The following is a 23,250-nucleotide window of genomic DNA, read 5'->3' as shown; positions in this document are numbered from 1 at the left end:
TACTTCGGGTCGCAACAGCATTTCATTCTTGCGGTCGCGACTCACGTCGCTCCTACATCGAACGCTCTTATGCTCCCCCCCATGATCCTCTACCGCGAACTCGACAGCCCCGTCGGCACGCTCACCGTCGCCGCAACGGACGCGGGTCTGCATGCCATCGAATTCCCGCGCAACCGGCATCCGGCAGACCGTGAGGGATGGATACCCGGCGATCATCGCCTGCTGGATCTGGCGGCACGCCAGCTGGACGACTACTTCGCCGCGAAGCGGTGCGTGTTCGACCTGCCGCTGGCACCGTGCGGCACCGAGTTCCAGCGCGCCGTATGGATGGCGCTCGCCGGGATCGGCTACGGCGAAACGATCAGCTATGCGCAGCTGGCACAGCGAGTCGGCAGGCCCACCGCGATGCGCGCGGTGGGCGCGGCGAACGGACGCAACCCGTTGCCCATCGTGTTGCCCTGCCACCGCGTGGTCGGCGCGGATGGCGCATTGACGGGATTCGGCGGCGGCCTGCCGACCAAACAGTTCCTGCTGGAGCTGGAGGGCGCCCTGCCGAAGTCCCGCGACCTGTTCGGCTGAGCGCGGTCACATCCCGCGGAAGCGCTGCTGGAACGCGCCGCTGACCGGCAGCACGTCGTTGCGTCCTTTCACACTGAGCTGGTGGCGGCCCAGTTCGTCCTTGCGCACGCGGTCGATCGCCTGCACGCGCACCAGCACCCCCCGATGCACCTGCCAGAACACGTCCGGATCCAGGCCACCGAGCAGCTCCTTCAACGACATGCGGATGATGGCTTCGTCATCGGCGGTCACCACGCGCACGTACTTGTCCTGCGCCTGGAAGAACAGCACCTCGTCGATGGCGATCATGCGCACGCTGTCGCCGACACTGGCGGTGATCCAGCGGATCAGGCGGTCGCCCTGCGGCCGCAGGCGCGCTTCCAGGTCGTCGATCAGCGAACGCATGTCCGGCGCGCGCGCCTCGGCCAGGCGCGCCCGCATGCGCTCCACCGCCTGCGCCAGCCGCGCGTCCTGCACCGGCTTCAGCAAGTAGTCCGCCGCACCCGCCTCGAAGGCGCGGATCGCGTAGTCCTCGTAAGCGGTGGTGAACACGACCAGGCCGCCTTGGGCGACTACCTGCCGGGCGACGTCCAGTCCACTGACGCCCGGCATGCGGATATCGAGGAAGGCGACCTTCGGCCGGTGTTGCGCGACGGCGTCCAGCGCCGAGAGTCCGTCCTCGCAGACCGCCACGACCTCCAGCTCCGGCCAAGCCGCGTGCAACTGCTGCTGCAGCGCGCGTCGCTGCGGCGCTTCGTCCTCGGCGATCAGGGCGGTGACGGTGTTCACGCAGCCGACCCTAGCGGTACGCGGATCTCCGCGCAAACGCCACGACCTTCGGCGGCCGGCGACAGGACGAAGGCCGCGCGCGCGCCGTAGCGTGCCGCCAGCTGTTCGCGCACGTTCGCCAGACCGACGCCGGTGCTCAGGCCAGGCTGAAGACCCGCGCCATCGTCGCGCACCTGCACGCGCAACGCGTCGCCGTCGCGCACCGCGTCGATCTCGATACGGCCCGGACCGGGCCGTGGTTCGATGCCGTGCTTGATCGCATTCTCCACCAGCGTGATCAGCAGCGACGGCGGAAACGGCGCCGCACGCAGCGCCTCGTCGGCCCGCACGTCATAGGTCAGTCGCCCACCCATGCGCACTTGCATCAGCGCCAGGTAACTGCTGCAGAGGTCGAGTTGCTGGCCAAGCGTGGCGTGCAGGCCGCGGTCCTCGCGAAGCTTCGGAATCGTGGCGCGCAGGAAGTCGACCAGCGCATCCAGGGTCGCTTCGGCCTGGGCCGGATCCTGCCGCACCAGCGCGCGAACGGAGGCCAGCGTGTTGAACAGGAAATGCGGCTCCACCTGCGCCTGCAGCACCCCCAGGCGAAGGTCGGCTTCATGCACGCGGCTTTCGAGCGCGCTCAGTTCGCGTACATGGTGGTGCTCGTCCCAGCGGCGGTGTTCGCTGAAGTAGGCACGCAGGGCGAGGCCGCCACCGAACAGGCCGTAGATCACCACCAGCGCCGCCACGTTGATCGCCAGTCCGATCGCCTTTACGACCGGCGAGAGCACGGGTGGCTTAACAGCCAGGCCGGCGGCGGCCAATTCCGGCTTAACCAGTTGATCGATGTACGACGAAGCCACCCGATCGACGAAGAAGCTGAGCACCATGCCGGCCAGCACGGCTACCACCACGGCCTTGCGCTCCCACGCCACCGGCCAGCCGCGATGGCGCACTGCGGTGGCCAGTGCCGGGCCCAGCGTCGCCATCAGGCTGAAGGCGATGAACTGGGTGATGCCGACCCTGATCGCGATGCCGGGGTCCTGCGTGGCCACGCCGGTACCCGCACCGATGAATGCGGCGACTACCGCGATCACGCTGCAGAACAACAGGCTGCGGCCGAGCAGCCAGCGCAGGCCGAACACCGGGTACTGGCGATAGCGGCTCCACACCGCGTTCCCGCCCACCAGCACCTCGGCCGGCAGCTTCTGCCGCAGCGGATAAGTCCGCTCCATGCTTACTTCCTTTCTCCGCGCAGCTGCTGGCCTGCCTGCTTCAGCGTCAGCGCGATCACCTTGCCGGCCGCATCACGCTCGAAGCGGATCTCCGCGCCCACGGCGTCCATCACGAAGACATCGCGCGCCACCGCCTGCACGGGCAGGGCCGGCTGTCCGGCACCCTGGATCGTCAAGGTGTCGCCCTGCGCCTTCACAGCGAGCGAGAACGCGGGCATGAGCGGATAGTCGCCCTCATAGTCGCGCAGGGCAGCGGCGTCGATCTTCAGCACCGGCGCCGACGCGGCAGCATCGATGCGCTTGGCTGGCAGCGCGGCGCCCATCTGCATCCAGGTGAAGGACTGGCCTTCCGCCGTGCGCCGTGGGCGCAGCACGGCATCGAACTCGCGCGGATAGAAATCGCCCGCACTGTCGTAGCCCATCGCATACGTGCCCTGCCCGGCCGGCTGGATCTCCAAGGCGTCGCCTGTCCGGCGCAGCGTCATCTTCATGCCGCCCGCGAGTTCGTACTCGCCAGCCAGCGCATCCAGTAGCGTGCCGTCCGGCCTGGCTTCGCGCCGCGGCGCGCCCAGCGGGAAACTGGCATCGACCAGGTGCAGTCCCAGGGAGCCCAGGCTGCCGATCGAGTTCCAGGTGGTGTCGGACAGGATCACCACGCCACGCTGTTTCTCGATGTCGAAGGACACGAACGACGAGAAGCCGCCCGTGCCGCCCTCGTGCACGTGCACCGTGCGTCCGCCGACGGGCATCAGCATCCAGTTCATCGCCATCGGCGGTGCATCCGACAGCTTCTGCTGCGAGCGCTGCAGCGCCGCCGAGATCGGCGTGGGCTCGGCTCCCAGTTGGCCCTGCACGTAACGCACCATATCGTCTAGCGTCGCGCGCACGCCGCCGACGCCGGCGAGATTGGGCTGGAAATGCCAGGCTGGCGTGACGCGCGCGTTCGGCGTATGGCCCACGGCCGCGCGCACGCCGTCCGGCGCCGTGTTGACGTAGGCGTGCCGCATGCCCAGCGGCGCGAACAGGCGCTGCTTCAGCAGCGTCTCCATGTCGGCGCCCGCGCGGCGGGCGACGGCGTACGACAGCACCATCGAGGCGAAGTTGGAATACTCGAACTTCGTGCCCGGCGCCGCGGTGAGCGTGACATCGCCCAGCGAGGCGAGCAGTGCCGTTTCGTCCAGTTTCGCGTACGGATCGGTCATGTCGGCCGCTCCCATGCGCGAGGGCAGCGCCGGCAGGCCGGAGGTGTGGGTGACGATGTGGCGCAGCAGGATGGGCGTGCCCTGGTAGTCGGGCAGCTTCGTGCCTTCCGGGAGCCAGGCGGACAGCGTATCGTCCAGCGAGCCCTTGCCCTGCGCGATCAGGTCGGCCAACAGCGCCGCCGTCATCGTCTTGCTGACCGAGCCGATCTCGAACGCGCTGTCGGGCCCGATGCGCGACAGGTCCTTCGCATCCGCGCACTGGTACGTGCGGGCAACCGTGCCGGCCTCGACCACCGCCACCGCCATGCAGGCCCCGGTGCGATCGCCCTGCAGGCGTTGTTTCACCATGCCAGCCAGGGCCTGGTCGGTCATCGCGTGGGCGGGTGCGAAGACGGTGAGGCCGGCGGCGGCCAGGGTGACGGCGAGCGAATGGGCGTAGGCCATGGCGGTTCTCCTGAGGGGTCGGTCACCATGCTGTCGAAGGACATCGCGACGCGTGCGGGTCTGCGATGGGCGTAGCGCTGACGGCGACGAAACCCGCGATCCGGACGACGGCCGGCGCGTCATGCGTCAATCCTCCAGCAACCGGCGCACCGTCGCACCGTACCTACGCGCAATGGCCTCATGGTCGACATGGCGTCCATCGGCCACCACATCGCGCCCGCCTACCCGGACCGACCGGACCAGCGGCCAGTTGCCGGCGAACAGCCAGCGGTCCACCAGGTCCTCCTGGGTGGCGCCGGCCAGCACCGGGGCATGCGCATCCAGCCAGACGGCATCCTGCGGATCCGGCGCGAGACCCGTGGCATCCGCGGCGCTGTCCAGCACCCCCGCCAGCAGGGTGCGCCCCACACTGGGCGAGCCCGGCAATACCGCGATGTTGCGATGGCGCGTGACCAGTCGCTGGCCGTACTCCAGCCAGCGCAGTTCCTCCACCGGCGACACGGACACATGGGAATCCGAACCGATGCCCCAGCGTCCGCCCGCCTGCAGGTACTCGCGCAGCGGGAACAGGCCGTCGCCGAGGTTGGCCTCCGTCGTGGGGCAGATCGCGACGGTCGCGCCGCTGGCGGCGATGCCGCGTGTTTCCTCGCCCGTCAGGTGGGTGGCATGCACCAGCGTCCAGCGCCGGTCGACCGGGAACTCGCGCAGCAGCCACTCCACCGGCCGCGCGTTGCGCAGCGCCAGGCAGTCCTGCACTTCGCCCACCTGTTCGGCGATGTGGATGTGCACCGGCGCATCGGCCGGCAGTGCGGACAGCACCTCGCGCATCGCGGTTTCCGGAACCGCACGCAGGCTGTGGAAAGCGCAGCCCACGCGCAGCGATGCGTTCTGCAGCGGGCGCAGGATGTCGAGCAGGCGGAGGAAACCGTCCACGTCGTGACCGAACCTGCGCTGGCGCACCGACAGTTCGCGACCGTCGAAACCGCCGGTCATGTAGAGCACCGGCAGCAGGGTCATGCCGATGCCGGTGTCGCGCGCAGCAGCGATCAGCGCCCTGGACATGGCCGCAGGATCTGCGTACGGCCTGCCGTCGGGCTGATGGTGCACGTAGTGGAACTCGCACACATGCGTGTAGCCGGCTTCCAGCATTTCGGCGTACAGCTGCGCCGCCACTGCGTAAGTGCTCTCCGGCGTCATCCGTGCAGCGAACCGGTACATGATCTCGCGCCAGGTCCAGAAGCTGTCTTCCGGGTGGGTCTGGTGTTCGGTCAGGCCCGCCATCGCCCGCTGGAAGGCGTGCGAATGCAGGTTGGCGATGCCAGGCACGCGCCAGCCGGCGTCGGTGGCGACGATCTGGCCTGCGAGGGGATCGGAGTTCGACATGGCGGTGCTTGCGGCGGTGACGGGGTGCGTTAGGCTACCGCGTCATCCCCGCCAAGACACGCCCGCGCAGGTCGCCCACGTCCATGCTTGCCATCGTCCTTTCACTGCTTGCCGTCGCCATCGCGCTGATGGTGGTCTTTATCGCCGTGCAGGCGAAGAACAAGGGGACCCGGGCCGCCGAGGGTGCCAGCGAGAGCGCCACCTACCCTGCGCTTGCCACGCATCGCGAGGCGGGATGCGCATCCGATGCGGACGGCTGCGACGGCGGAGGCGATTGATATGGACACGCGCTGGGACGGTCTGCTGGTCAATGCACGCCTGGTCACCCTGGCCGGCGATGCAGGTTACGGCGTGATCGAGGACGGTGCGCTGGGCTGGCACGACGGCATACTTGTCTTCGCGGGCGATCGTACGGACCTGCCGGCGCCCCCCGCGTCGCTGGCCGATGAACTGGTGGATGCGCAGGGCGAATGGGTCACGCCCGGCCTGATCGACTGCCACACCCACGTGGTATTCGGCGGCGACCGCGCCGGCGAGTTCGAACAGCGCCTGCAAGGCGCCAGTTATGAAGACATCGCACGCAGCGGCGGCGGCATCGTCTCGACCGTTCGCGCCACCCGCGCCGCCAGCGAAGACGACCTGTTCGCGCAATCGCTGCCGCGGGCGCGCGCCTTGCGCGACGACGGCGTGACCACGCTGGAGATCAAGTCCGGCTACGGCCTGGACTTCGCCAACGAACGCAAGATGCTGCGCGTGGCACGCCGCATCGGCGACGCGCTCGGCATCAGGGTGCGCACGACGTATCTGGGCGCGCATGCACTGCCGCCGGAATTCGCCGGGCGCGCCGACGATTACATCGATGCCGTATGCCGCTGGCTGTCCGCCCTGCACGCGGAGGGCCTGGTGGATGCGGTGGATGCATTCTGCGAGCGCATCGGATTCACGGCCGCCCAGACGCAGCGGGTGTTCGAGGCGGCACGCGCATTGGGCATCCCAGTGAAGCTGCATGCCGACCAGCTGAGCGACGGCGGCGGCGCGGCGCTGGTGGCCGGCTTCGATGGCCTGTCGGCCGACCACGTGGAGTACACGTCGGAAGCGGGCGTCGCGGCATTGAAGCAGGCCGGCAGCGTCGCAGTGCTGCTGCCGGGCGCGTTCCACGTGCTTCGCGAAACGAAACTGCCGCCGCTGGACGCGTTCCGCGCCCGTGGCGTGCCGATGGCGGTGGCGACCGACTGCAATCCCGGCACCTCACCCCTGCAGTCGCTGCGGTTGGCCATGTCGCTGGCCTGCACCCACTTCCGCCTGACACCGGAAGAAGCGCTGCGCGGCGCGACCGTCCACGCCGCCCGGGCGCTGGGTCTGGAGGATCGCGGCCGCCTGGTGGTGGGACAGCGTGCGGACTTCGTGCGCTGGCGCATCGGCCAGCCGGCGCAACTGGCTTACTGGCTGGGCGGCGACCTGATGTCGGCCGTCCACGCAGGCGGCCGCGTCATCGTCGGCGCCTAGAAAACGAAAACCCCGGCGATGGCCGGGGTTTTCTGTCGCAACCGGCGGCGCCGGTGCGGATGGCATCACGCCTTGGCGACAGCCTTCTTGGCCACGGCCTTCTTCGCCGGCGCCTTCACCACCGACTTCTTGGCGGTGGCGGTGGCCGCCACGCCGGCCTTGGCGACGGCGTGCTTGCGCGCATTGCCGTAGCTGGACGAATAGCGCTTGCCCTTGGCCGTCTTGCGATCACCCTTGCCCATCTTTGTTCTCCTGATTCATTGAAAAGTCCGCCCGGGACGGGGCGATGCGCGGGCATCCACAGCTCGGGGGCGCCGCGCGCGAGGCCGCAAAGCCTACCACAGCGGGGCCTTTCGGGCCCGCCGCAGGTCGTGCGGGACGGGTCTAGTGGGCGCAGCTGGCGTCGTGGACGTGCCAGTGGTTCAGGCGCAGGTTCAGCAGATGGGCCAGGCCCACCAGCGTGCCGCCCACGGTCATCACGATGGCATGCGGCACCACAGAGGCATGCAAGGGGGGGTACAGCACCCCGACCCACAGCGCCGCCAGGCCCGCCAGCAACATGCCGAGCGCGCGGAAGACGCGGTGCCGGCGGTAACCCCAGATCAGGCTGAAGGCACCCAGCACCGTGACGAACACCACGAAGATCTCCTCCAGGCTTTCCCCCAGCCACAGCGACAGGCCCAGCGACGGCGCCAGCGCCAGCAGCAACGGCACCAGGGCACAGTGCAGCGCGCAAACCAGGGAACCGACGGCGCCCAGGCGATCGAGCAGGTGGCGGAACGAAGACTTCATGGCGGCAAGTATGACTTCCGGGAGGGTTATATTGTTGCTATTGGTATAATATAACATCATTCGTTACCCCCACATGAGTGACTCCGTGCCCATGCTCTCCCTGCAACGCCCCGCTCCCAGCCTGCTCGCCACCGCCCTCGCCCTGGCCCTGGCCTCCCCTGCCGCGTTCGCCGAGACCGCCAGCGATGCCCAGACCAAAGACCTGGAGGCCGTGGTGGTCACCGCTTCGCCGCTGAAAGGCAACGCGGAATCCGTCGCGACCCCGGTGGACGTGCTGTACGGCGAAGACCTGGACAAGGCCAAGGCCGGCACCCTCGGCGAGACCGTCGCCAAGCTGCCGGGCGTACAGACCACCTACTTCGGCACAGGCGTCGGCCGCCCGATCATCCGCGGCCAGGAAGGCCCGCGCGTGCAGGTGCTGTCCGGCGGCATCGGTTCGATGGATGCCTCCACCGTCAGCGCCGACCACGCGGTCAGCATCGAACCCTTCCTTGCCGACCAGATCGAAGTGCTGAAGGGACCGGCCACCCTGCTGTTCGGCAGCGGCGCCATCGGCGGCGCGGTCAACGTGGTCGACGGCCGCCTGGCCGAATCCATTCCCGACCAACCGCTGAGCGGCCGTGCCGAAGTGCGCGGCAATACCGTCAACGACGAGCGCACCGGCATGTTCCGCCTGGACGGCGTGAGCGGGAACTGGGTACTGCATGTCGACGGCCTGGTCCGCGACACCGACGACTACGACATTCCCGGCGTCGCCATCCTGTACGACCACGAAGAAGGTGAAGAACACGAGGAGGAACCCCAGCCGAAGGGCACGCTGCCCAACAGTTCGGTCAGCACGAAGGCAGGCGCCGTGGGCGCCACCTACCTGGGGGATCGGGGCTACTTCGGCCTGGCCGCCAGCACCTACCGCAGCAACTACGGCATCCCTGCCGGTGCCCACGTGCATGGCGAGGAAGACCATGACCACGACCATGATGGCGAAGCCGACCACGATGACGAAGCGCACGAGGAAGGCGCCGTGCGCATCGACATGACGCAGAACCGCTTCGACATGAAGGCCGGCGTCTACGAACCGGTCTCGTTCCTGCAGAGCATCAACCTGCGCGCCGCCTGGAACGACTACGAGCATGTCGAGCTGGAAGGCGGCGATGTGGGCACGCGCTTCAGCAACGAGGGCTACGACGCCCGCCTGGAAGCGGTGCAGAAGACGTGGAACGGCTGGCGCGGCGCCTTCGGCCTGCAGTTCGGCAGCACCGATTTCAGCGCGGTGGGCGAAGAGGCCTTCGTACCGTCCACCGTCACCGACGCGCTGGGCCTGTTCGTGGTGCAGGAGAAGGATTTCGGCCCGTGGAAACTGGAGCTGGGCGGCCGCTACGATCAGGTCAAGCTGAAGCCGGATGACCGCGCATCCACCGATTTCAGTGCGGTGAACCTGTCGGCCGCCGCCATCTGGCGCCTGAGCGACGGCTTCGACCTGCGCTTCGGCCTGGACCGTTCCGAGCGTGCGCCGACCAACGAGGAGCTGTTCGCCGGCGGCACCCACGTCGCCACCCAGTCCATCGAGATCGGCGATGCGTCGCTGGATACGGAAAAGGGCGTGCGCGCCGAGATCGGCGCGCATTGGCACACCGACCGCGTCGACCTGAAGCTGGCCGTCTATCAGACCCGGTTCAAGGACTTCATCTACCTCACCGACACCGGCGTGGAAGAAGAAGGCTATCCGGTGCGCCTGTGGACGCAGGACGACGCCACCTTCACCGGCGCCGAGGCCGAAGCGAAGATCCAGTTGGCCGACACCGCCGCCGGCGCGTGGGACCTGCGCCTGTACGGCGACTACGTGCGGGCGAAGCTGGATGGCAGCGGCCTGCGCACGGTGGCGTTCGAGGTGCCGCACGGCGACCACACGCACGGCTACGAGGTCGACATCGCGCAGGGCGGCTACCTGCCCCGCATCTCGCCGATGCGCTTCGGTGCGGACCTGGGCTGGTCGCTGGGCGGCTGGCGCGCCTCGCTGGGCGCGGTGCGCTACGGCAAGCAGGACGACGTGGCGCAGAACGAGGAACCGAGCGACGGCTACACGCTGGTCGACGCGCACGTGGCCTACCGCTGGGACCGCCCGGCCTCCAGCTGGGAGGTGTTCCTGGACGGCAGCAACCTGACCGACGAGGAAGCCCGGCCGCATACCTCGCTGCTGCGCGACTACGCGCCGCTGCCGGGCCGCGGCGTGGCCTTCGGCATCCGCGCGTACTTCTGATCCAGCGCTGAGTCTCTCCCCCGGGCGGCTGGCCGGCAAGGCAGCCGCCCTTCTTGACGGCCATTACGTGCATATACACATAATGGCTTCACTGCCCTCCTCTGGGATGTCGATGACGCCGCCACCCCGCTCCTCCACACCCAGCCAGTGCACCTGCTTCCGCCTCCGCCGCGCCAGCCGCCGGATGACGCAGGTGTACGACCACGCACTCGCGCCGGTCGGCCTGAGCCTCAACCAGTACTCCATCCTGCGCCGGAGCGAGCGCGAACCGCGCGTGCTGGGCGAACTGGCCGACGAACTGGGCATGGACCGCACCACCCTCACCCGCAATCTGTCGCCCCTGGTGGACGCCGGCCTGGTGGAAGCCGTCCGCGGGCGCGACGCGCGCCAGCGCATGGTCACGGTGACGGCGTCGGGCCGCGAGCGGCTCGCCGCGGCGAAACCCCGGTGGCGGCACGCACAAGCGGTCATCGACACGATGCTCGGCGAGGCCGGCATCGCCCGTCTGCACCGCGATCTGGACCACCTGGACGAGCTGCTGCGGCACCATCTGGGGCTCGCCGCATGAACGCGGCCAGCATCCCGCCGCCCCGCATGCACTGGGGCCTGCTGCTCGCCGCTGCGGCGACCCTGATGATCACCATCGGCGCGCGCCAGACGACGGGCCTGTTCGTCGCGCCGATCCATCAGGACACCGGCATCGGCATCGCCGCGATCAGCTTCGCCCTCGCCATCGGACAGTTCACGTGGGGCGCGGTGCAACCCGTGTTCGGCGCCATCGCCGACAAGCGCGGCTCGACCGGCGTGCTGGTGCTGGGCGCGGTACTGCTGGCGCTGGGACTGGCACTCACACCGCACCTCACCTCTGCCTGGGGCCTGATGTTCACGCTGGGCGTGTTGACGGCGGCAGGCGCGGGTGCCGGCAGTTTCTCCATCCTGATCGGCGCCACGGCGCAGCGGCTGGCGCCGGAGCAGCGGTCGTTCGCCGCCGGCGTCATCAACGCCGGCGGCTCACTGGGGCAGTTCGTATTCGCGCCGCTGGTGCAGGCCGTGATCGCGTTCGCCGGCTGGGCCAGCGCGATGTACACGCTGGCGGTCGCCTCGTTGCTCGCGATTCCGCTGGCGCTTCCGCTGCGGAGGACGACCACGCCCGTGCCCGCCAGCCACGCCGTGACCGCCATCGGCGACATCACGCTGAAACAGCAGATCGCGATCGCCCTGCGCGATCGCAGCTACTGGATGCTGCACCTGGGCTTCTTCACCTGCGGCGTGCACATCGCGTTCCTGGTGACCCACCTGCCCGGCGAAATCGCCCTGTGCGGCCTGCAGCCCCGCGTATCGGCCGTGTCGATCGCGCTGATCGGGCTGTTCAACGTGGCCGGCAGCCTGGTCGCGGGTGCGCTGGGCCAGCGGATGCGCATGAAATGGATCCTCGCGGCGATGTACGCCAGTCGCGCCGTGATGATCGCGCTCTACCTGATGGCTCCGCCGACGCCCGTCACGTTCTACGTCTTCGCGGCCGCGCTGGGCTTCACCTGGCTGGCGACGGTGCCGCCGACGGCGGGCCTGGTCGGCAAGCTGTTCGGTCCGCGCTACCTGGGTACGCTGTTCGGCCTGACGTTGCTGTCGCACCAGATCGGCGGCTTCTTCGGCGCCTGGCTGGGCGGCCTGGCGCTGGAACGCTTCGGCGACTACACGTGGATGTGGTACGTCGACATGGCGCTGGCGCTGATTGCAGCGGTAGCCAACCTGCCGATCCGCGAACGTTCGCCGAAGGCGGTGCCGGCGGCGGCCTGAGTAATGCTCCTGTAGGAGCGACGTAAGTCGCGACCGCACGCCATCCGGCGCCGGGTACACCGATGGGACTTCATTGACGGCAGCTGCCTCATCCTTCGCGAGACAACGGCTCACTACGCTGCAGGTCTGCGCTCGCGACTCACGTCGCTCCTACAACAGCTCAACCCTCACGCCGCCGCGCAGCGTGCGCACAGGCCATGCACTTCCAGCGTCTGCGCCTGCGGCTGGAAACCCAGCGCTTTCGCACGTGCATCCAGCGCGGCCACCACGTCGCGGTCCTCCAGTTCCACCGCACTGTGGCAGCGGTCGCAGATGAGGAATGGCACCGAGTGTTGTGCGCTGTTCGGGTGGTGGCAGGCGACGAAGGCGTTCACCGATTCCAGCTTGTGCACGAAACCGTTGGCCATCAGGAAGTCCAGCGCGCGATACACCGTCGGCGGCGCGTCGGCGCCGACGCCCTTGGTGGCGCGCACCCACTCCAGCAGCTCGTACGCCTTCACCGGCTTGCCGGCTTCGGCGATCAGTTGCAGCACGCGCGCGCGGATCGGCGTCAGCCGCAGGCCACGCTCCTGGCACGCATGTTCCACCGCCGCCACGAACGCCTTGGCGTCATGGACGTGATGGTGCGGGTCGGTGCAGGCGTGGGCGTTGGGCATGGGCGATCCGGATTCAGGCGGACGTACTGCACTTGATGAGTGCGGCGTCGATGCGTTTCAAGGCTTCCTCGCGACCGGCCAGGTAGACGGTATGCGAAATGTCGGGACTGACCTGGGTACCGGTGATGGCCACGCGCAGTGGCTGCGCCACCTTGCCCATCCCCAGTTCCAGTGCCGCCGCGGCCTGGTGCAGCGCCGCCGACACGCTTTCGGCATTCCAGTCCGCCAGCGCGGCCAGATGTTCGCGGGCCTTGGCCAGCGGCGCCTGGGCGGCAGCTCCCAGATGCTTGGCCACCGCGGCATCGTCGTACGCCGTCAGCGGCTGGTACCAGACCAGCGCCTTCTCGGCCATTTCCTTCAGCGTCTGCACGCGGTCGCGCAGCGCGATCACCACGTCGGCCGGTGCCGGGCCCGTGGACAGGTCCACGCCCAGCTTTTCCAACTGGTAGACCAGGTGCGGCGCGATGTCCGCAGGCGCGTCCGTCTTCAGGTAGTGCTGGTTCACCCAGCCGAGCTTGGCCATGTCCAGGCGCGCGGCCTTGGAGTTCACGTCCTTCACGTCGAACAGGGCGATCAGCTCCTCCCGCGTGAACAGCTCCTGGTCGCCGTGCGACCAGCCCAGCCGCGCCAGGTAGTTGATCAGCGCATGCGGCAGGTAGCCGGCATCCTTGTACTGCATCACGTCGGCCGCACCGGTGCGCTTGGACAGCTTGGCGCCCTGCTCGTCCAGGATCATCGGCATGTGCGCGAACTTGGGCACCGGTGCGCCCAGCGCTTGGTAGATGTTGATCTGGCGCGGGGTGTTGTTGATGTGGTCGTCGCCGCGGATCACCTCGGTGATGCCCATGTCCCAGTCGTCCACCACCACAGCGAAGTTGTACGTGGGGTAGCCGTCCGGGCGGAAGATCACCATGTCGTCCAGTTCGCTGTTGGCGATCTCGATGCGGCCCTTGATCAGGTCGTCGAAGGCGACCACGCCATCGAGCGGATTCTTGAAGCGGATGACGCGGTTCGGGTCGTCGCGGTACGGCAGGCCCTGCTCGCGCGCGGCACCGTTGTAGCGCGGCTTTTCCTGCTTCGCCATCGCCGCCTCGCGCATCGCGTCGAGTTCCTCGCGCGTCTCGTAGGCGTAGTAGGCCTTGCCGTCGGCGACCAGTCGTTCGGCCACCTCGCGGTAACGGTCGACGCGGTGGGTCTGGTAGATCGGGCCCTCGTCGTAGCCCAGGCCCAGCCAGTCCATCGCCTCCAGGATCGCGTCGATGGCGGCCTGGGTGCTGCGCTCGCGGTCGGTATCCTCGATGCGCAGGATGAACTCGCCGCCGCGGTGGCGCGCTTCCAGCCAACAGTACAGCGCCGTGCGGGCGCCGCCGATGTGCAGGTAGCCGGTAGGACTGGGAGCGAAGCGGGTGCGGCAGGCCATGGGGAACTCGACAGACGGAATACGGCGATTTTAACCCGCGCGCACCGCGTTTCCCCCTGCTCGTTCAGGGGGAGGGCTTAGAATCCCCGCATGACCACGCTCTTCATCTCCGATCTGCACCTGGACGCCGAACGCCCCGCCGTGACCGAGCTGTTCGGGGCCTTCATGCAGGGCGAGGCCCGCCGCGCCGACGCGCTGTACATCCTGGGCGACCTGTTCGAGGCCTGGGTGGGTGACGACGACCCCTCCGAGACCGGCGCCTATGTCGCGGCGCGCATCCGCGAGGTGGCCGATGCCGGCGTGCCGGTGTTCTTCATCCGCGGCAACCGCGATTTCCTGCTGGGCGACACCTTCGGCCGGCGCGCCGGCATGCGCATCCTGCCGGACCCGTCGGTCGTCATGCTGTATGGAAAGCCAGCGATCCTGATGCACGGCGACCTGCTGTGCACAGGTGACACGGCCTACCAGGCGTTCCGGGCGCAGACGCGGAATACCGCATGGCAAGCGCAGTTCCTGTCGCAGCCCCTGGCCGCGCGACTCGCGTTCGCGGCGCAGGCGCGTGCCGCCAGCGCCGCGCATCAGGGCGGCATGAAGCAGGACAACCAGGCCTCGTTTGAAACGCTCACCGACGTGACGCCGTCGGCCGTGGAGGCGACGCTGGCGCAGTTCGGCATCGATACGCTGATCCACGGCCACACGCACCGGCCTGCCCTCCACGATCTCACCCTCGGTGATCGTGCGTGCCGGCGCATCGTGCTGGGCGACTGGTACGAGCAAGGCTCGGTGCTGCGCGTGGAGCCCAGTGGAATGGCGCTGGACTCGCTTTGATTCGGGCAGGCTTTATATCTGTTGTGGGAGCGACGTAAGTCGCGATGATGGGCCGCGGTGGTTCATCGCGACTTACGTCGCTCCCACGTCCCACTCACCATCACATCGATGGCGGGCCAAGGCCCACCCTACGGGGCTTCCAGCGCCGCCAATTCGTCCTCGTCGAAGCCGGCCAGCAGGCGGGCTTCGATATTGAAGGGCCCATGCAGGTAGCCGCCGGCGTACTCCTTCAGCAACTCGCGGAAGCGCGCGCGCGGCTCCACGCCACGCTGCTCGCAGTACCAGCGGAACCAGCGCGAACCCGCCGCCACATGCGCGACTTCCTCGCGAAGGATGAGGTCGAGGATCGCGACGGTGGCTTCATCGCCCAGCTCGCGCAGCTTCACGATCATGCCGGGCGTCACGTCCAGCCCACGCGCCTCCAGGACGCGCGGCACCAGCGCCATCCGCGCCAGGCCATCGTGCGCGGTCTTCTCGGTCATTTCCCACAGGCCGTTGTGGGCGTCGAAGTCGCCGTAGTCGTAGCCGAGCTCGCGCAGCCGGTTTCGCAGCAGCACGAAATGGCGCGATTCGTCGTGCGCTACCTGCACCCAGTCGGCGTAGAACGCCGCGGGCAGGCCGCGGAAGCGGTAGACCGCATCCCACGCCAGGTCGATGGCATTGAGCTCGATGTGCGCGATGGCATGGATGAAGGCGGCGCGGCCCTGCACGTTGCCCAGTCCGCGGCGAGGCAGGTCGCGCGGGTGCACCAGCGCCGGCCTTGCCGGGCGACCGGGCATGCGGATCGGATCGGGCGCCGGCGCGTCGTCGGGCGCTTCGAGTTCACCGCGACGGAACGCGTCCGCGTAGTGCTGGGTCAGTCCGACCTTCTCATCGACATCGGCCGCCGCCAGGCAGGCGCGCGCGGCCTCGAACAGCGTGGCCATGCGATGTTGCCGAATCAGCCGACGCGGCGCTTGCGCTTGGCCTCGTCCGAGCGCATCTGCTCGATGCGCTCGAAATAACCGGGCTCGATGCCGGTGACGTACTGACCGTCGAAGCAGGACGAATCGAAGCGCGGCAGGTTCGGATTGCCCTCGCGCACCGCGGCTTCCAAGTCGTCCAGGTCCTGGTAGATCAGCCAGTCGCAGCCAAGCAGCTTCTCGATCTCTTCCACGCTGCGGCCGTGTGCGACCAGTTCGTCGGCGGCCGGCATGTCGATGCCGTAGATGTTGGGATGACGCACCGGCGGCGCGGCGCTCGCCAGGTAGACCTTGCGGGCGCCGGCATCGCGCGCCATCTGCACGATCTGCTTGGAGGTGGTACCACGCACGATGGAGTCGTCGACCAGCAGCACCACGCGGTTGCGGAACTCCAGGTTGATCGGGTTCAGCTTGCGGCGCACCGACTTCACCCGTTCGCCCTGCCCCGGCATGATGAACGTGCGGCCGACGTAGCGGTTCTTGATGAACCCTTCCCGGTACTTCACGCCCAGCACGTTGGAGATCTCCAGCGCGGCGTCGCGCGAGGTGTCCGGGATGGGGATGATGGTGTCGATGTCGTGGTCCGGACGCAGGCGCAGGATCTTCTCGCCCAGCTTCACGCCCATGCGCATGCGCGCCTTGTGCACCGACACGTTGTCGATCATCGAGTCCGGGCGCGCGAAGTACACGTACTCGAAGATGCAGGGCGCATGCTCCTGCGGCTCGGCGACGATCTCGCTGAACAGTTCGCCGCGCGCGGTGATGACGATGGCCTCGCCCGGCTGCACGTCGCGCATGCGCGTGAAGCCCAGGATGTCCAGCGCCGCGGATTCGGAGGCGACGATGTACTCGGTGCCTTCGCTGTGTTCGCGTTTGCCCAGCACCAGCGGGCGGATGCCATGCGGGTCGCGGAACGCCACCAGGCCCAGGCCCAGCACCACGCTGACGACGGCGTAGCCGCCCTTCACGCGGCGGTGCACGCCGGCCACGGCGCGGATCGCGGTCTCGGGGCTGAGCGTGCGCTGCAGGTCGAGTTCGTGAGCGAACACGTTCAGCAGCACTTCGCTGTCCGAATCGGTATTGATGTTGCGACGGTCCTGCGCGAACACGTCCTGGCGCAGCGCGTCGGTGTTGATCAGGTTGCCGTTGTGCGCCAGCGCGATGCCGTACGGCGAGTTCACGTAGAACGGCTGCGCTTCGTCCATGCCTTCGGAACCGGCGGTGGGATAGCGGCAGTGGGCGATGCCCACGCGCCCTTCCAGCACGCTCATCGCCTTGGCGTTGAACACGTCCCGCACCAGTCCGTTGTCCTTGTGCACGCGCAGGCGCGTGCCGTCGGCGGTGGCGATGCCGGCGGCGTCCTGTCCGCGGTGCTGGAGGACGGTCAGCCCGTCATAAAGCTGGCCGGCAACGTTCTGGTTGCCGACGATTCCGACGATGCCGCACATGGTGACCTACTCCGGTTTCGACTCGGGCGAAGCTGCAGGGGGGACGCGCTCCTGCGGGGCGCCGGATTCTTCCAGCGGCAGGGGCAAGGGATGCAGGCGCGCATTATCGCCCGCGGGAACGCCGTTGCCAAAGTCCAGTTCCTGCACGGTCCATTCCGGCAACCAGCGTGAAAGCCACTGCGCGCCCGGCGCCAGCACCGGCACGACGGAGGACCGTTTCCATTCAGGTTCGCGCGGCAGATCGGTGAAGGCCGCCAGCAGCAGCACGATGCAGGCGATGAGCGCGCCGCGCGCCAGGCCCAGCACCAGGCCCAGCAGCCGGTCCACGCCCGACAGCCCGACCGAGGAGACCATCTTGCGCACCAGCCAGCCGGTCACGCCCACCACCACCATGACGGCGACGAAACTGAGCGCGTAGCCGCCCAGCAGATCGGCCGAGCCCGGTGGGCCGTCATCGGACAACCAGGCGGCGACTTCGGCGCCGTAGTGGAACGCCACCCACCCGGCCAGCAGCCAGGCCAGGACCGAGGCGAGCGCCCCGATGAAGCCTCGCATCAGCCCGAACAGCGTCGAGACACCGATGATGGCGAGCAGGGTCAGATCGAGCGCACTCACGCGGTACGCCCTCCGGCCACGGCGACGGGGGCCGGCATCAAGGGTGCGGACGCACCATGCCGTCGATGCCGACCTTGGAGGCCACCTGCGCCTTCAGACGATCGGCGCCGGCACGGTCGGCCACGGGCCCCACCCGCACGCGGTTCAGCGTGCCCTTGTCGGTGCGCACCTGTTCAACGAACGCACTGAAGCCGGCCGCACGCACCCGGTCGCGCAGCGCATTCGCATCGCCCGCATTGGAGAACGCGCCCAACTGCACGGCGTAGCCCACGCCGGAGGCGGCGGGCTTGGGCGGCGCTGTCGGTGCGGGCGCGGGCGCGGCGGGCTTGGTGACCGGAGGGGCCGGTTTCGTCTCGGCGGCGACCGGCTTGGTTTCCGTGGGAGCGGGCTTCGGCACCGGCTTGGCCGGCGTGGGCGGGAGCGCCTGCGTGGTCACCGTCGGCGTCGACGGTGCGGGGGTCGCGACGGAGGGCGCCGGGGACGGTACGGGCGCGCCATCGGGTGTCGCCGCATCCAGCGTGACCACCTGCGCGTTGACGTCGCCGCGCACCTTGATCGCGTCCAGCCGCGCCGCTTCGGCCTGCGCACGATCGACATAGGGACCCACACGCACGCGGAACGCCGGCTTGCCGTTGATGGTGGCGGGTTCGACGAAGCCGGGCAGCTTCGCCTGCTTCACGCGGGCCAACACGGCGTCCGCATCGGCCTGGGTGGCGTAGGCGCCGAAGCTGACGGCGAAATCACCGCCTGCCGTCGCCGGCGGCTGCAGCGCACCCTCGGCGGGCGCAGGCTCGGCAGCAGGCGCGGCCACCTGACCGTCCAGTCCGACGGCACCCTGGGCCGGCGCACTGCCCGGCGTGACCAGGGGCAGCTCGCGCGTTTCGTATTCGCCGCCGGGCGCGGCGGGCACCTCGAGCGGCACGTCGGACACGCCACTGTCGGGTGCCGGCCCTTTGACCAGCATGGGAAGGAAGATGACGGCCAGCGCGACCAGCACGACGGCGCCGATCAGGCGCTGTTTCAGGGCGGTATCCATCCAGGTCCAGGGCAGCAGCGGCGGGAATGCCGCCGCGATTATACGGCGCGCTTCCGGCCGCTCCCCGTCATCGACCTGAATGCAGCGCCTGTAGCGCCTCGGCGACGGTATGGAACGAACCGAACACCAGCACGCGATCGCCGGCACGTGCACCGGCCAACGCGGCTGCCAAGGCGTCTTCCACGCGCGGATGGCGGAGTGCCCGTGCGGCGAGGGTTCCTTCGAGCCGGGCGGCGAGTTGATCAGCGGACTGCGACCGCGGCCCGGCATCCAGTCCCGCCAGATGCCAGTGCAATAGCGTGCCCGCGAAGGCGTCCACGACGGACGTCACGTCCTTGTCGGCCAGCGCGGCGAACACGACATGCGTTTCGCCCGCGGCAGGATGCGCCTGCAGCCACGCGGCCAGTTCGCGTGCCGCCTGCGGGTTGTGGCCGACGTCCAGCACCACGTCCACCTCGCCGTGCGGCACGCGCTGCAGGCGCCCCGGGAGCGTGGCCTGGGCTACGCCCTGCGCGAAGGCCTCGTCTGGAATCGCGTCGCCCGGCAGCGCGCGCAATGCGGCGATCGCGCTGGCGGCGTTCGCCCGCTGGGCCGGGGCCGACAGCACGGGCATCGGCAACACCAGTTCCGCGCCGACTTCGCGCCAGCGCCAGTGACTGCTATCGATGGGCTCGTGGAAGAAGTCGCTGCCCAGCCTGAGCGCGTTCGCGCCGATGGCGTAGGCATGGCGCAGCACGCTGGAAGGCGAATCCACTTCGCCCAGCACGAGCGGCTTCCAGGCACGGGCGATGCCGGCTTTCTCGGCACCGATGGCCTCGCGGTCCGCACCCAGCCAGTCGGTGTGGTCGATATCGACCGTGGTGATTACGGCCACATCGGGGTCGACCAGGTTCACGGCATCCAGCCGTCCCCCCAGGCCGACTTCCAGCACCGCCAGGTCCAGGCCCGCGCGTTCAAAAAGCCACAGCGCGGCCAACGTGCCGAATTCGAAATACGTCAGCGGCGTATCGCCGCGCGCGGCTTCGACCGCTTCGAACGCCGCCACCAGCGACGTATCATCGGCTTCGACGCCATCGATGCGCACGCGCTCGTTGTAGCGCAGCAGGTGCGGCGAGGTGTAGGCGCCCACCTTCCAGCCCGCCGCGCGCGCAATGGCCTCGATGAAGGCGACCGTGGAGCCCTTGCCGTTGGTGCCGCCAACGGTGACGACCCGTGCCGCAGGCCTGCCGAGCGCCATCCGCGCGGCGACATCGCGCACGCGTTCCAGGCCCATGTCGATGGACTTGGGGTGCTGCCGCTCGATGTAGGCCAGCCACTGCGGAAGATCGGTAAGCGCCATGCGGGCCTCGGCAGCGTTACAGCGCCCGGTGCTTGGCTTCGCCGAAGAACGGCGTGTGGTGCGCGCAGTCGTTGAGGCGCACGACTTCCAACTGCTCGACCGAGGGGCCTTCCAGCAGGTTGAGCGTGGTGGGTGCCTGGCGGAACGTCCACAAGCGGGCGATCGGCAGGCCCAGGATGCGGCACAGCAGGACGCGGTTGACGGCGTCGTGGGCGACGACCAGCAGCGTGTCGTCCTCGCCCAGGCCTTCCGTGGCGCGGGCCAGGCCACGCCAGGATCGGTCCAGCACCTGGCGCAGCGATTCGCCGCCCGGCATCAGCACGTTTTCGGGCTCCTCACGCCAGGCCAGCAGGCGGGCCGGGTCTTTCTGCTGGATTTCGCTGGCCAGCAGCCCTTCCCATTCGCCGTGGGCGATCTCCTGCAGGTCGGCATCGGTCTGCAGCATGTCGGCACGCGCATCGCCCAGGGCCAGGCGCGCCGTCAGCTGGGCGCGCGACAGCGGCGACGCCACCGCGCGGTCGATGCGCACGTCCTTGAGGCGCTGGCCCAGCGCATTCGCCTGACCTTCGCCGACCGGCGAAAGCGGGATGTCGATCTGGCCCTGGTAGCGGCCTTCGGCGTTCCAGGGCGTTTCGCCGTGGCGGGCAAGCAGGATGCGCATGCGTGGTGGTGTCCGTTGGAGGTGGGCCGGCGTGGCTTCCATACGCCGGAAACGAAGACGGGAGCGGATGATACCCGCTCCCGTCCCGTGTCTGGCGACCGTTGCAGGTGCTACTTGCCGACGTTCATTTCCTTCAGCAGCTGCGGCGCCGGATAGACCTCCTGCATGATCCAGCGCAGGTAGCGGCCATCGACGGCGATCATGCGGGTCATCTTGGGATCGAACACCCAGTTGGAGCTGACCGATTCCCAGTTGCCGTCGAATGCCAGACCAACCAGCTTGCCGTGCGCGTCGAGCACCGGCGAACCGGAGTTGCCGCCGGTGATGTCCAGGTCGGACAGGTAGTTCACCGGCACCGAACCGATGCGCTTGTCTTCCAGTCCGCCGTAGCGCTTGGCGGCCACGGCGTCGAGCAGCGCCTTGGGTGAATCGAACGGATCCTGTCCGGTTTCCTTCGCCACCACGCCTTCCAGCGTGGTGAACGGGGTGTACTCCACCCCATCCTTCGGCGCGTAGCCCATCACGTTGCCGAAGGTGATGCGCAGCGACAGGTTGGCATCGGGATAGACGAACTCGCCCTGGCTCTTCTTGTAGTCGGCCAGCGCCTGCAGGTAGACCGGGCGCGCGGCCAGGTTCTCGCCGGCACGCGTCTTGCGCTCCTGCTCCAGCTTGAGCAGCGTCGGCATCACCGCCACCGCATACTGGATGGCCGGATCGTTGCTGGCTTCGAACGCCTTGCGGTCGGCGGCAAACCACTTCAGCCGCTCTTCCGTGCTGCCGAGCTTCGTGCCGGCCAGCCGGTCGAGCGCGCGCTTCACGGCCGCGGCATCATTGCCGCCCAGCCATGCATCGACCGCAGCGACGCGCTGGTCGGCGGGCAGCTTGATGTACTCGTTCAACCAGTATTCCTGCAGCTGGCGATCCATCGCCGCCACGTAGCGCCGCTCAAGCTGCTTCAGGCCGCCTTCGATGGCCGGCAGGTCGCGCTCCTGGTAGCCGGATTCGCGTTCGGCATTCGGCTTTTCGCGTTCGATCGACAGGCGGTACAGTTGCGTGGCGGAACCCAGCATCGCGGTGTTGTTGAACAGCGCCAGGGTCAGGTCGCGATCGCGCGTGGCCTTGCTCTGCTCCAGCAGGTCGAGCAGCTTGGCGTGCGCGCCCAGCGCCGGCTGGCCCTTGACGCCCTGCCCCTTCAGCCAGCCCAGTACGGCGGCTTCCTCGCGCTGCTTCTGGCCGGCGGCGTCGATGCGCTTGAAGCCCTCCAGCTGGCCATCGTAGTTCTTGCTGGTGTTGTTCCAGCCGGCCATGGTGGCGGCGTACTTCACCTGGATGTCGGCATTCTGCTTGCCGGCCGCTTCCACCATCGCGATCTGGTTCTTGTAGTGGCGCGCGATGGTGGGGTAGGTCCACTGTGCGGTGTTGTCGAACTCGGCCGCCAGCGCGTAGCGGTTGGTCGAACCCGGATAGCCCGCCACCATGACGAAGTCGCCCGCACCCAGCGGCTGGTCGGCGAACTTCAGCCAGTGCTTCGGCCGGTAGGGCACGTTGTCCTTGGAGAACGCGGCCGGCTTGCCGTCCTTGCCCACGTAGGCGCGGTAGAACGCGAAGTCGCCGGTGTGGCGCGGCCACATCCAGTTGTCGATGTCGCCGCCGAACTTGCCGACGCTGCCCGGAGGCGCGTACGCCAGGCGCACGTCCTTGATCTCCAGGTTCTTGAACAGGCGATACGTGTTGCCACCGGAGAAGCTGTACAGGCGGCAGCGGAAGCCGGCCTCGGCCTCGCAGTCGGCGATCAGCTTCTTCTCGAAGGCCTCCAGCGCCTTGGTGCGCGCCAGCGCATCGTCGCCGGCGGTGGCGATGGCCGCCTTTGCATCCTTCGTCACGTCGGTGATCTCATCCAGCACGAACACGCGCGCGTTCGGGCCCGCGCTGACCTCGTCAGCCGTCGTGGGTGCGTTGAAGCCGTTCTTGATCAGGTTGTTCTCGGCCGTGGAGTTCAGCTGGATGGCGCCGTAGGCGCAGTGGTGGTTGGTGACCACCAGGCCGTTCGGCGACACGAAGCTGGCGGTGCAGCCGCCCAGCGCGACCACCGCACCCATCGGGTCGCCGGTGAGGTCGGAGATCTGCTGCGGCGACAGCTTCAGGCCGGCCTTCTTCAGCGGTCCGGCGATCTCGGGCAGTTGCTGCGGCACCCACATGCCCTCGCCCGCCTGGGCGATCTGGGCGGCGAGCAGGGACAACGGGACCGCGATAGCGGCGGCGAGCAGGTTCGGACGCATGGAAACCCCGTGAAGGACAGGAAAGTCCCGATTGTAATGAACCTGTCACCGCGGCCGCCCATGA

22 protein-coding genes are annotated in these 23,250 nt (G+C 68.7%); 7 read left to right on the top strand and 15 right to left on the bottom strand.

Annotated elements, in window-relative coordinates:
• Positions 1 to 81: 81 nt before the first annotated feature.
• Entirely contained in the window at positions 82 to 579 is a 498-nt protein-coding gene (locus tag IAE60_RS08920; RefSeq protein ID WP_187574577.1) for a methylated-DNA--[protein]-cysteine S-methyltransferase, read from the top strand.
• A 6-nt stretch (positions 580 to 585) separates the two neighbouring features.
• On the opposite strand, the gene IAE60_RS08915 is transcribed toward IAE60_RS08920, so the two are convergent.
• The 4 genes from IAE60_RS08915 to IAE60_RS08900 form a co-directional block, all read right to left on the bottom strand.
• The gene (locus IAE60_RS08915) at positions 586 to 1,347 is read right to left on the bottom strand and encodes a LytR/AlgR family response regulator transcription factor (protein ID WP_187574576.1); all 762 of its coding nucleotides are present in this window, start codon (positions 1,345 to 1,347) and stop codon (positions 586 to 588) included.
• Positions 1,344 to 2,561: a sensor histidine kinase gene (locus IAE60_RS08910; RefSeq protein WP_187574575.1), complete on the bottom strand. Its 1,218-nt coding sequence runs from the start codon at positions 2,559 to 2,561 to the stop codon at positions 1,344 to 1,346. The genes IAE60_RS08915 and IAE60_RS08910 overlap by 4 nt, the downstream gene beginning before the upstream one ends.
• Positions 2,562 to 2,563: 2 nt before the next feature.
• Complete coding sequence (locus tag IAE60_RS08905; RefSeq protein WP_187574574.1) at positions 2,564 to 4,207, bottom strand: serine hydrolase; 1,644 nt, start codon at positions 4,205 to 4,207, stop codon at positions 2,564 to 2,566.
• A 126-nt stretch (positions 4,208 to 4,333) separates the two neighbouring features.
• The gene (locus IAE60_RS08900) at positions 4,334 to 5,590 is read right to left on the bottom strand and encodes a formimidoylglutamate deiminase (protein WP_187574573.1); all 1,257 of its coding nucleotides are present in this window, start codon (positions 5,588 to 5,590) and stop codon (positions 4,334 to 4,336) included.
• Positions 5,591 to 5,673: 83 nt separating this feature from the next.
• Between IAE60_RS08900 and IAE60_RS08895 the strand changes: the two genes are divergently transcribed.
• Entirely contained in the window at positions 5,674 to 5,868 is a 195-nt protein-coding gene (locus tag IAE60_RS08895; protein WP_187574572.1) for a hypothetical protein, read from the top strand.
• 1 nt (position 5,869) lies between these two features.
• On the top strand, positions 5,870 to 7,096 hold the full coding sequence (hutI, locus tag IAE60_RS08890; RefSeq protein WP_187574571.1) for an imidazolonepropionase: 1,227 nt from the start codon (positions 5,870 to 5,872) through the stop codon (positions 7,094 to 7,096).
• Positions 7,097 to 7,161: 65 nt separating this feature from the next.
• Here hutI and IAE60_RS08885 read toward each other — a convergent pair whose 3' ends face one another.
• A complete protein-coding gene (locus IAE60_RS08885) occupies positions 7,162 to 7,338 on the bottom strand; it encodes a 30S ribosomal protein THX (protein ID WP_185895485.1) in 177 nt (58 codons plus the stop codon).
• A 142-nt stretch (positions 7,339 to 7,480) separates the two neighbouring features.
• Positions 7,481 to 7,888, bottom strand: a complete 408-nt coding sequence (locus IAE60_RS08880; protein ID WP_187574570.1) for a MerC domain-containing protein — start codon at positions 7,886 to 7,888, stop codon at positions 7,481 to 7,483.
• Positions 7,889 to 7,979: 91 nt separating this feature from the next.
• On the opposite strand from IAE60_RS08880, the gene IAE60_RS08875 reads away from it, so the two are divergent.
• The 3 genes from IAE60_RS08875 to IAE60_RS08865 all read left to right on the top strand — a co-directional run bounded on the left by IAE60_RS08875 (position 7,980) and on the right by IAE60_RS08865 (position 11,942).
• The gene (locus tag IAE60_RS08875) at positions 7,980 to 10,145 is read left to right on the top strand and encodes a TonB-dependent receptor (protein ID WP_244966717.1); all 2,166 of its coding nucleotides are present in this window, start codon (positions 7,980 to 7,982) and stop codon (positions 10,143 to 10,145) included.
• A gap of 112 nt (positions 10,146 to 10,257) precedes the next feature.
• Entirely contained in the window at positions 10,258 to 10,713 is a 456-nt protein-coding gene (locus IAE60_RS08870) for a MarR family winged helix-turn-helix transcriptional regulator (RefSeq protein ID WP_187574568.1), read from the top strand.
• Entirely contained in the window at positions 10,710 to 11,942 is a 1,233-nt protein-coding gene (locus tag IAE60_RS08865) for an MFS transporter (protein WP_187574567.1), read from the top strand. Before IAE60_RS08870 ends, IAE60_RS08865 begins: the two co-directional genes overlap by 4 nt.
• Positions 11,943 to 12,109: 167 nt before the next feature.
• On the opposite strand, the gene IAE60_RS08860 is transcribed toward IAE60_RS08865, so the two are convergent.
• Together IAE60_RS08860 and gltX are read right to left on the bottom strand one after the other, a co-directional pair.
• Positions 12,110 to 12,598, bottom strand: coding sequence for a Fur family transcriptional regulator (locus IAE60_RS08860; protein WP_185895481.1), 489 nt, complete (start codon positions 12,596 to 12,598; stop codon positions 12,110 to 12,112).
• Positions 12,599 to 12,611: 13 nt separating this feature from the next.
• Positions 12,612 to 14,018, bottom strand: a complete 1,407-nt coding sequence (gltX, locus tag IAE60_RS08855) for a glutamate--tRNA ligase (protein ID WP_187574566.1) — start codon at positions 14,016 to 14,018, stop codon at positions 12,612 to 12,614.
• A gap of 90 nt (positions 14,019 to 14,108) precedes the next feature.
• Here gltX and lpxH point away from each other — a divergent pair, with 90 nt between their 5' ends.
• Positions 14,109 to 14,846 (top strand): UDP-2,3-diacylglucosamine diphosphatase, encoded by a 738-nt coding sequence (gene lpxH / locus IAE60_RS08850; RefSeq protein WP_187574565.1) that lies wholly within the window; start codon positions 14,109 to 14,111, stop codon positions 14,844 to 14,846.
• 128 nt (positions 14,847 to 14,974) lie between these two features.
• Here the strand turns inward: lpxH and IAE60_RS08845 are convergent, their stop codons facing one another.
• The 7 genes from IAE60_RS08845 to IAE60_RS08815 form a co-directional block, all read right to left on the bottom strand.
• Entirely contained in the window at positions 14,975 to 15,772 is a 798-nt protein-coding gene (locus IAE60_RS08845; protein WP_187574564.1) for a ferritin-like domain-containing protein, read from the bottom strand.
• Positions 15,773 to 15,786: 14 nt separating this feature from the next.
• On the bottom strand, positions 15,787 to 17,256 hold the full coding sequence (gene purF / locus IAE60_RS08840) for an amidophosphoribosyltransferase (RefSeq protein ID WP_185895477.1): 1,470 nt from the start codon (positions 17,254 to 17,256) through the stop codon (positions 15,787 to 15,789).
• A gap of 6 nt (positions 17,257 to 17,262) precedes the next feature.
• Positions 17,263 to 17,871: a CvpA family protein gene (locus IAE60_RS08835; RefSeq protein ID WP_162109559.1), complete on the bottom strand. Its 609-nt coding sequence runs from the start codon at positions 17,869 to 17,871 to the stop codon at positions 17,263 to 17,265.
• Positions 17,872 to 17,908: 37 nt separating this feature from the next.
• Positions 17,909 to 18,907: an SPOR domain-containing protein gene (locus IAE60_RS08830; RefSeq protein ID WP_187574563.1), complete on the bottom strand. Its 999-nt coding sequence runs from the start codon at positions 18,905 to 18,907 to the stop codon at positions 17,909 to 17,911.
• A gap of 67 nt (positions 18,908 to 18,974) precedes the next feature.
• A complete protein-coding gene (folC, locus tag IAE60_RS08825) occupies positions 18,975 to 20,246 on the bottom strand; it encodes a bifunctional tetrahydrofolate synthase/dihydrofolate synthase (protein ID WP_187574562.1) in 1,272 nt (423 codons plus the stop codon).
• Between the two features lie 16 nt (positions 20,247 to 20,262).
• Positions 20,263 to 20,907: a histidine phosphatase family protein gene (locus tag IAE60_RS08820; protein WP_162110984.1), complete on the bottom strand. Its 645-nt coding sequence runs from the start codon at positions 20,905 to 20,907 to the stop codon at positions 20,263 to 20,265.
• Positions 20,908 to 21,017: 110 nt separating this feature from the next.
• Entirely contained in the window at positions 21,018 to 23,186 is a 2,169-nt protein-coding gene (locus tag IAE60_RS08815; protein WP_187574561.1) for a S46 family peptidase, read from the bottom strand.
• Between the last annotated feature and the right edge of the window lie 64 nt (positions 23,187 to 23,250).

It is taken from the genome of Pseudoxanthomonas mexicana (assembly GCF_014397415.1).
GTDB lineage: Bacteria > Pseudomonadota > Gammaproteobacteria > Xanthomonadales > Xanthomonadaceae > Pseudoxanthomonas_A > Pseudoxanthomonas_A mexicana.
This window is presented reverse-complemented; position numbering and strand designations above follow the sequence as displayed.

What these genes read in the sequence shown, in the direction of transcription:
- IAE60_RS08920 (WP_187574577.1), top strand. Translation starts at nt 82, where the DNA reads ATGATCCTCTACCGCGAACTCGACAGCCCCGTCGGCACGCTCACCGTC.
- IAE60_RS08910 (WP_187574575.1), bottom strand. Translation starts at nt 2,561, where the DNA reads ATGGAGCGGACTTATCCGCTGCGGCAGAAGCTGCCGGCCGAGGTGCTG.
- IAE60_RS08905 (WP_187574574.1), bottom strand. Translation starts at nt 4,207, where the DNA reads ATGGCCTACGCCCATTCGCTCGCCGTCACCCTGGCCGCCGCCGGCCTC.
- IAE60_RS08900 (WP_187574573.1), bottom strand. Translation starts at nt 5,590, where the DNA reads ATGTCGAACTCCGATCCCCTCGCAGGCCAGATCGTCGCCACCGACGCC.
- IAE60_RS08895 (WP_187574572.1), top strand. Translation starts at nt 5,674, where the DNA reads ATGCTTGCCATCGTCCTTTCACTGCTTGCCGTCGCCATCGCGCTGATG.
- hutI (WP_187574571.1), top strand. Translation starts at nt 5,870, where the DNA reads ATGGACACGCGCTGGGACGGTCTGCTGGTCAATGCACGCCTGGTCACC.
- IAE60_RS08885 (WP_185895485.1), bottom strand. Translation starts at nt 7,338, where the DNA reads ATGGGCAAGGGTGATCGCAAGACGGCCAAGGGCAAGCGCTATTCGTCC.
- IAE60_RS08880 (WP_187574570.1), bottom strand. Translation starts at nt 7,888, where the DNA reads ATGAAGTCTTCGTTCCGCCACCTGCTCGATCGCCTGGGCGCCGTCGGT.
- IAE60_RS08875 (WP_244966717.1), top strand. Translation starts at nt 7,980, where the DNA reads ATGCTCTCCCTGCAACGCCCCGCTCCCAGCCTGCTCGCCACCGCCCTC.
- IAE60_RS08870 (WP_187574568.1), top strand. Translation starts at nt 10,258, where the DNA reads ATGACGCCGCCACCCCGCTCCTCCACACCCAGCCAGTGCACCTGCTTC.
- IAE60_RS08865 (WP_187574567.1), top strand. Translation starts at nt 10,710, where the DNA reads ATGAACGCGGCCAGCATCCCGCCGCCCCGCATGCACTGGGGCCTGCTG.
- IAE60_RS08860 (WP_185895481.1), bottom strand. Translation starts at nt 12,598, where the DNA reads ATGCCCAACGCCCACGCCTGCACCGACCCGCACCATCACGTCCATGAC.
- gltX (WP_187574566.1), bottom strand. Translation starts at nt 14,018, where the DNA reads ATGGCCTGCCGCACCCGCTTCGCTCCCAGTCCTACCGGCTACCTGCAC.
- lpxH (WP_187574565.1), top strand. Translation starts at nt 14,109, where the DNA reads ATGACCACGCTCTTCATCTCCGATCTGCACCTGGACGCCGAACGCCCC.
- IAE60_RS08845 (WP_187574564.1), bottom strand. Translation starts at nt 15,772, where the DNA reads ATGGCCACGCTGTTCGAGGCCGCGCGCGCCTGCCTGGCGGCGGCCGAT.
- purF (WP_185895477.1), bottom strand. Translation starts at nt 17,256, where the DNA reads ATGTGCGGCATCGTCGGAATCGTCGGCAACCAGAACGTTGCCGGCCAG.
- IAE60_RS08830 (WP_187574563.1), bottom strand. Translation starts at nt 18,907, where the DNA reads ATGGATACCGCCCTGAAACAGCGCCTGATCGGCGCCGTCGTGCTGGTC.
- folC (WP_187574562.1), bottom strand. Translation starts at nt 20,246, where the DNA reads ATGGCGCTTACCGATCTTCCGCAGTGGCTGGCCTACATCGAGCGGCAG.
- IAE60_RS08820 (WP_162110984.1), bottom strand. Translation starts at nt 20,907, where the DNA reads ATGCGCATCCTGCTTGCCCGCCACGGCGAAACGCCCTGGAACGCCGAA.
- IAE60_RS08815 (WP_187574561.1), bottom strand. Translation starts at nt 23,186, where the DNA reads ATGCGTCCGAACCTGCTCGCCGCCGCTATCGCGGTCCCGTTGTCCCTG.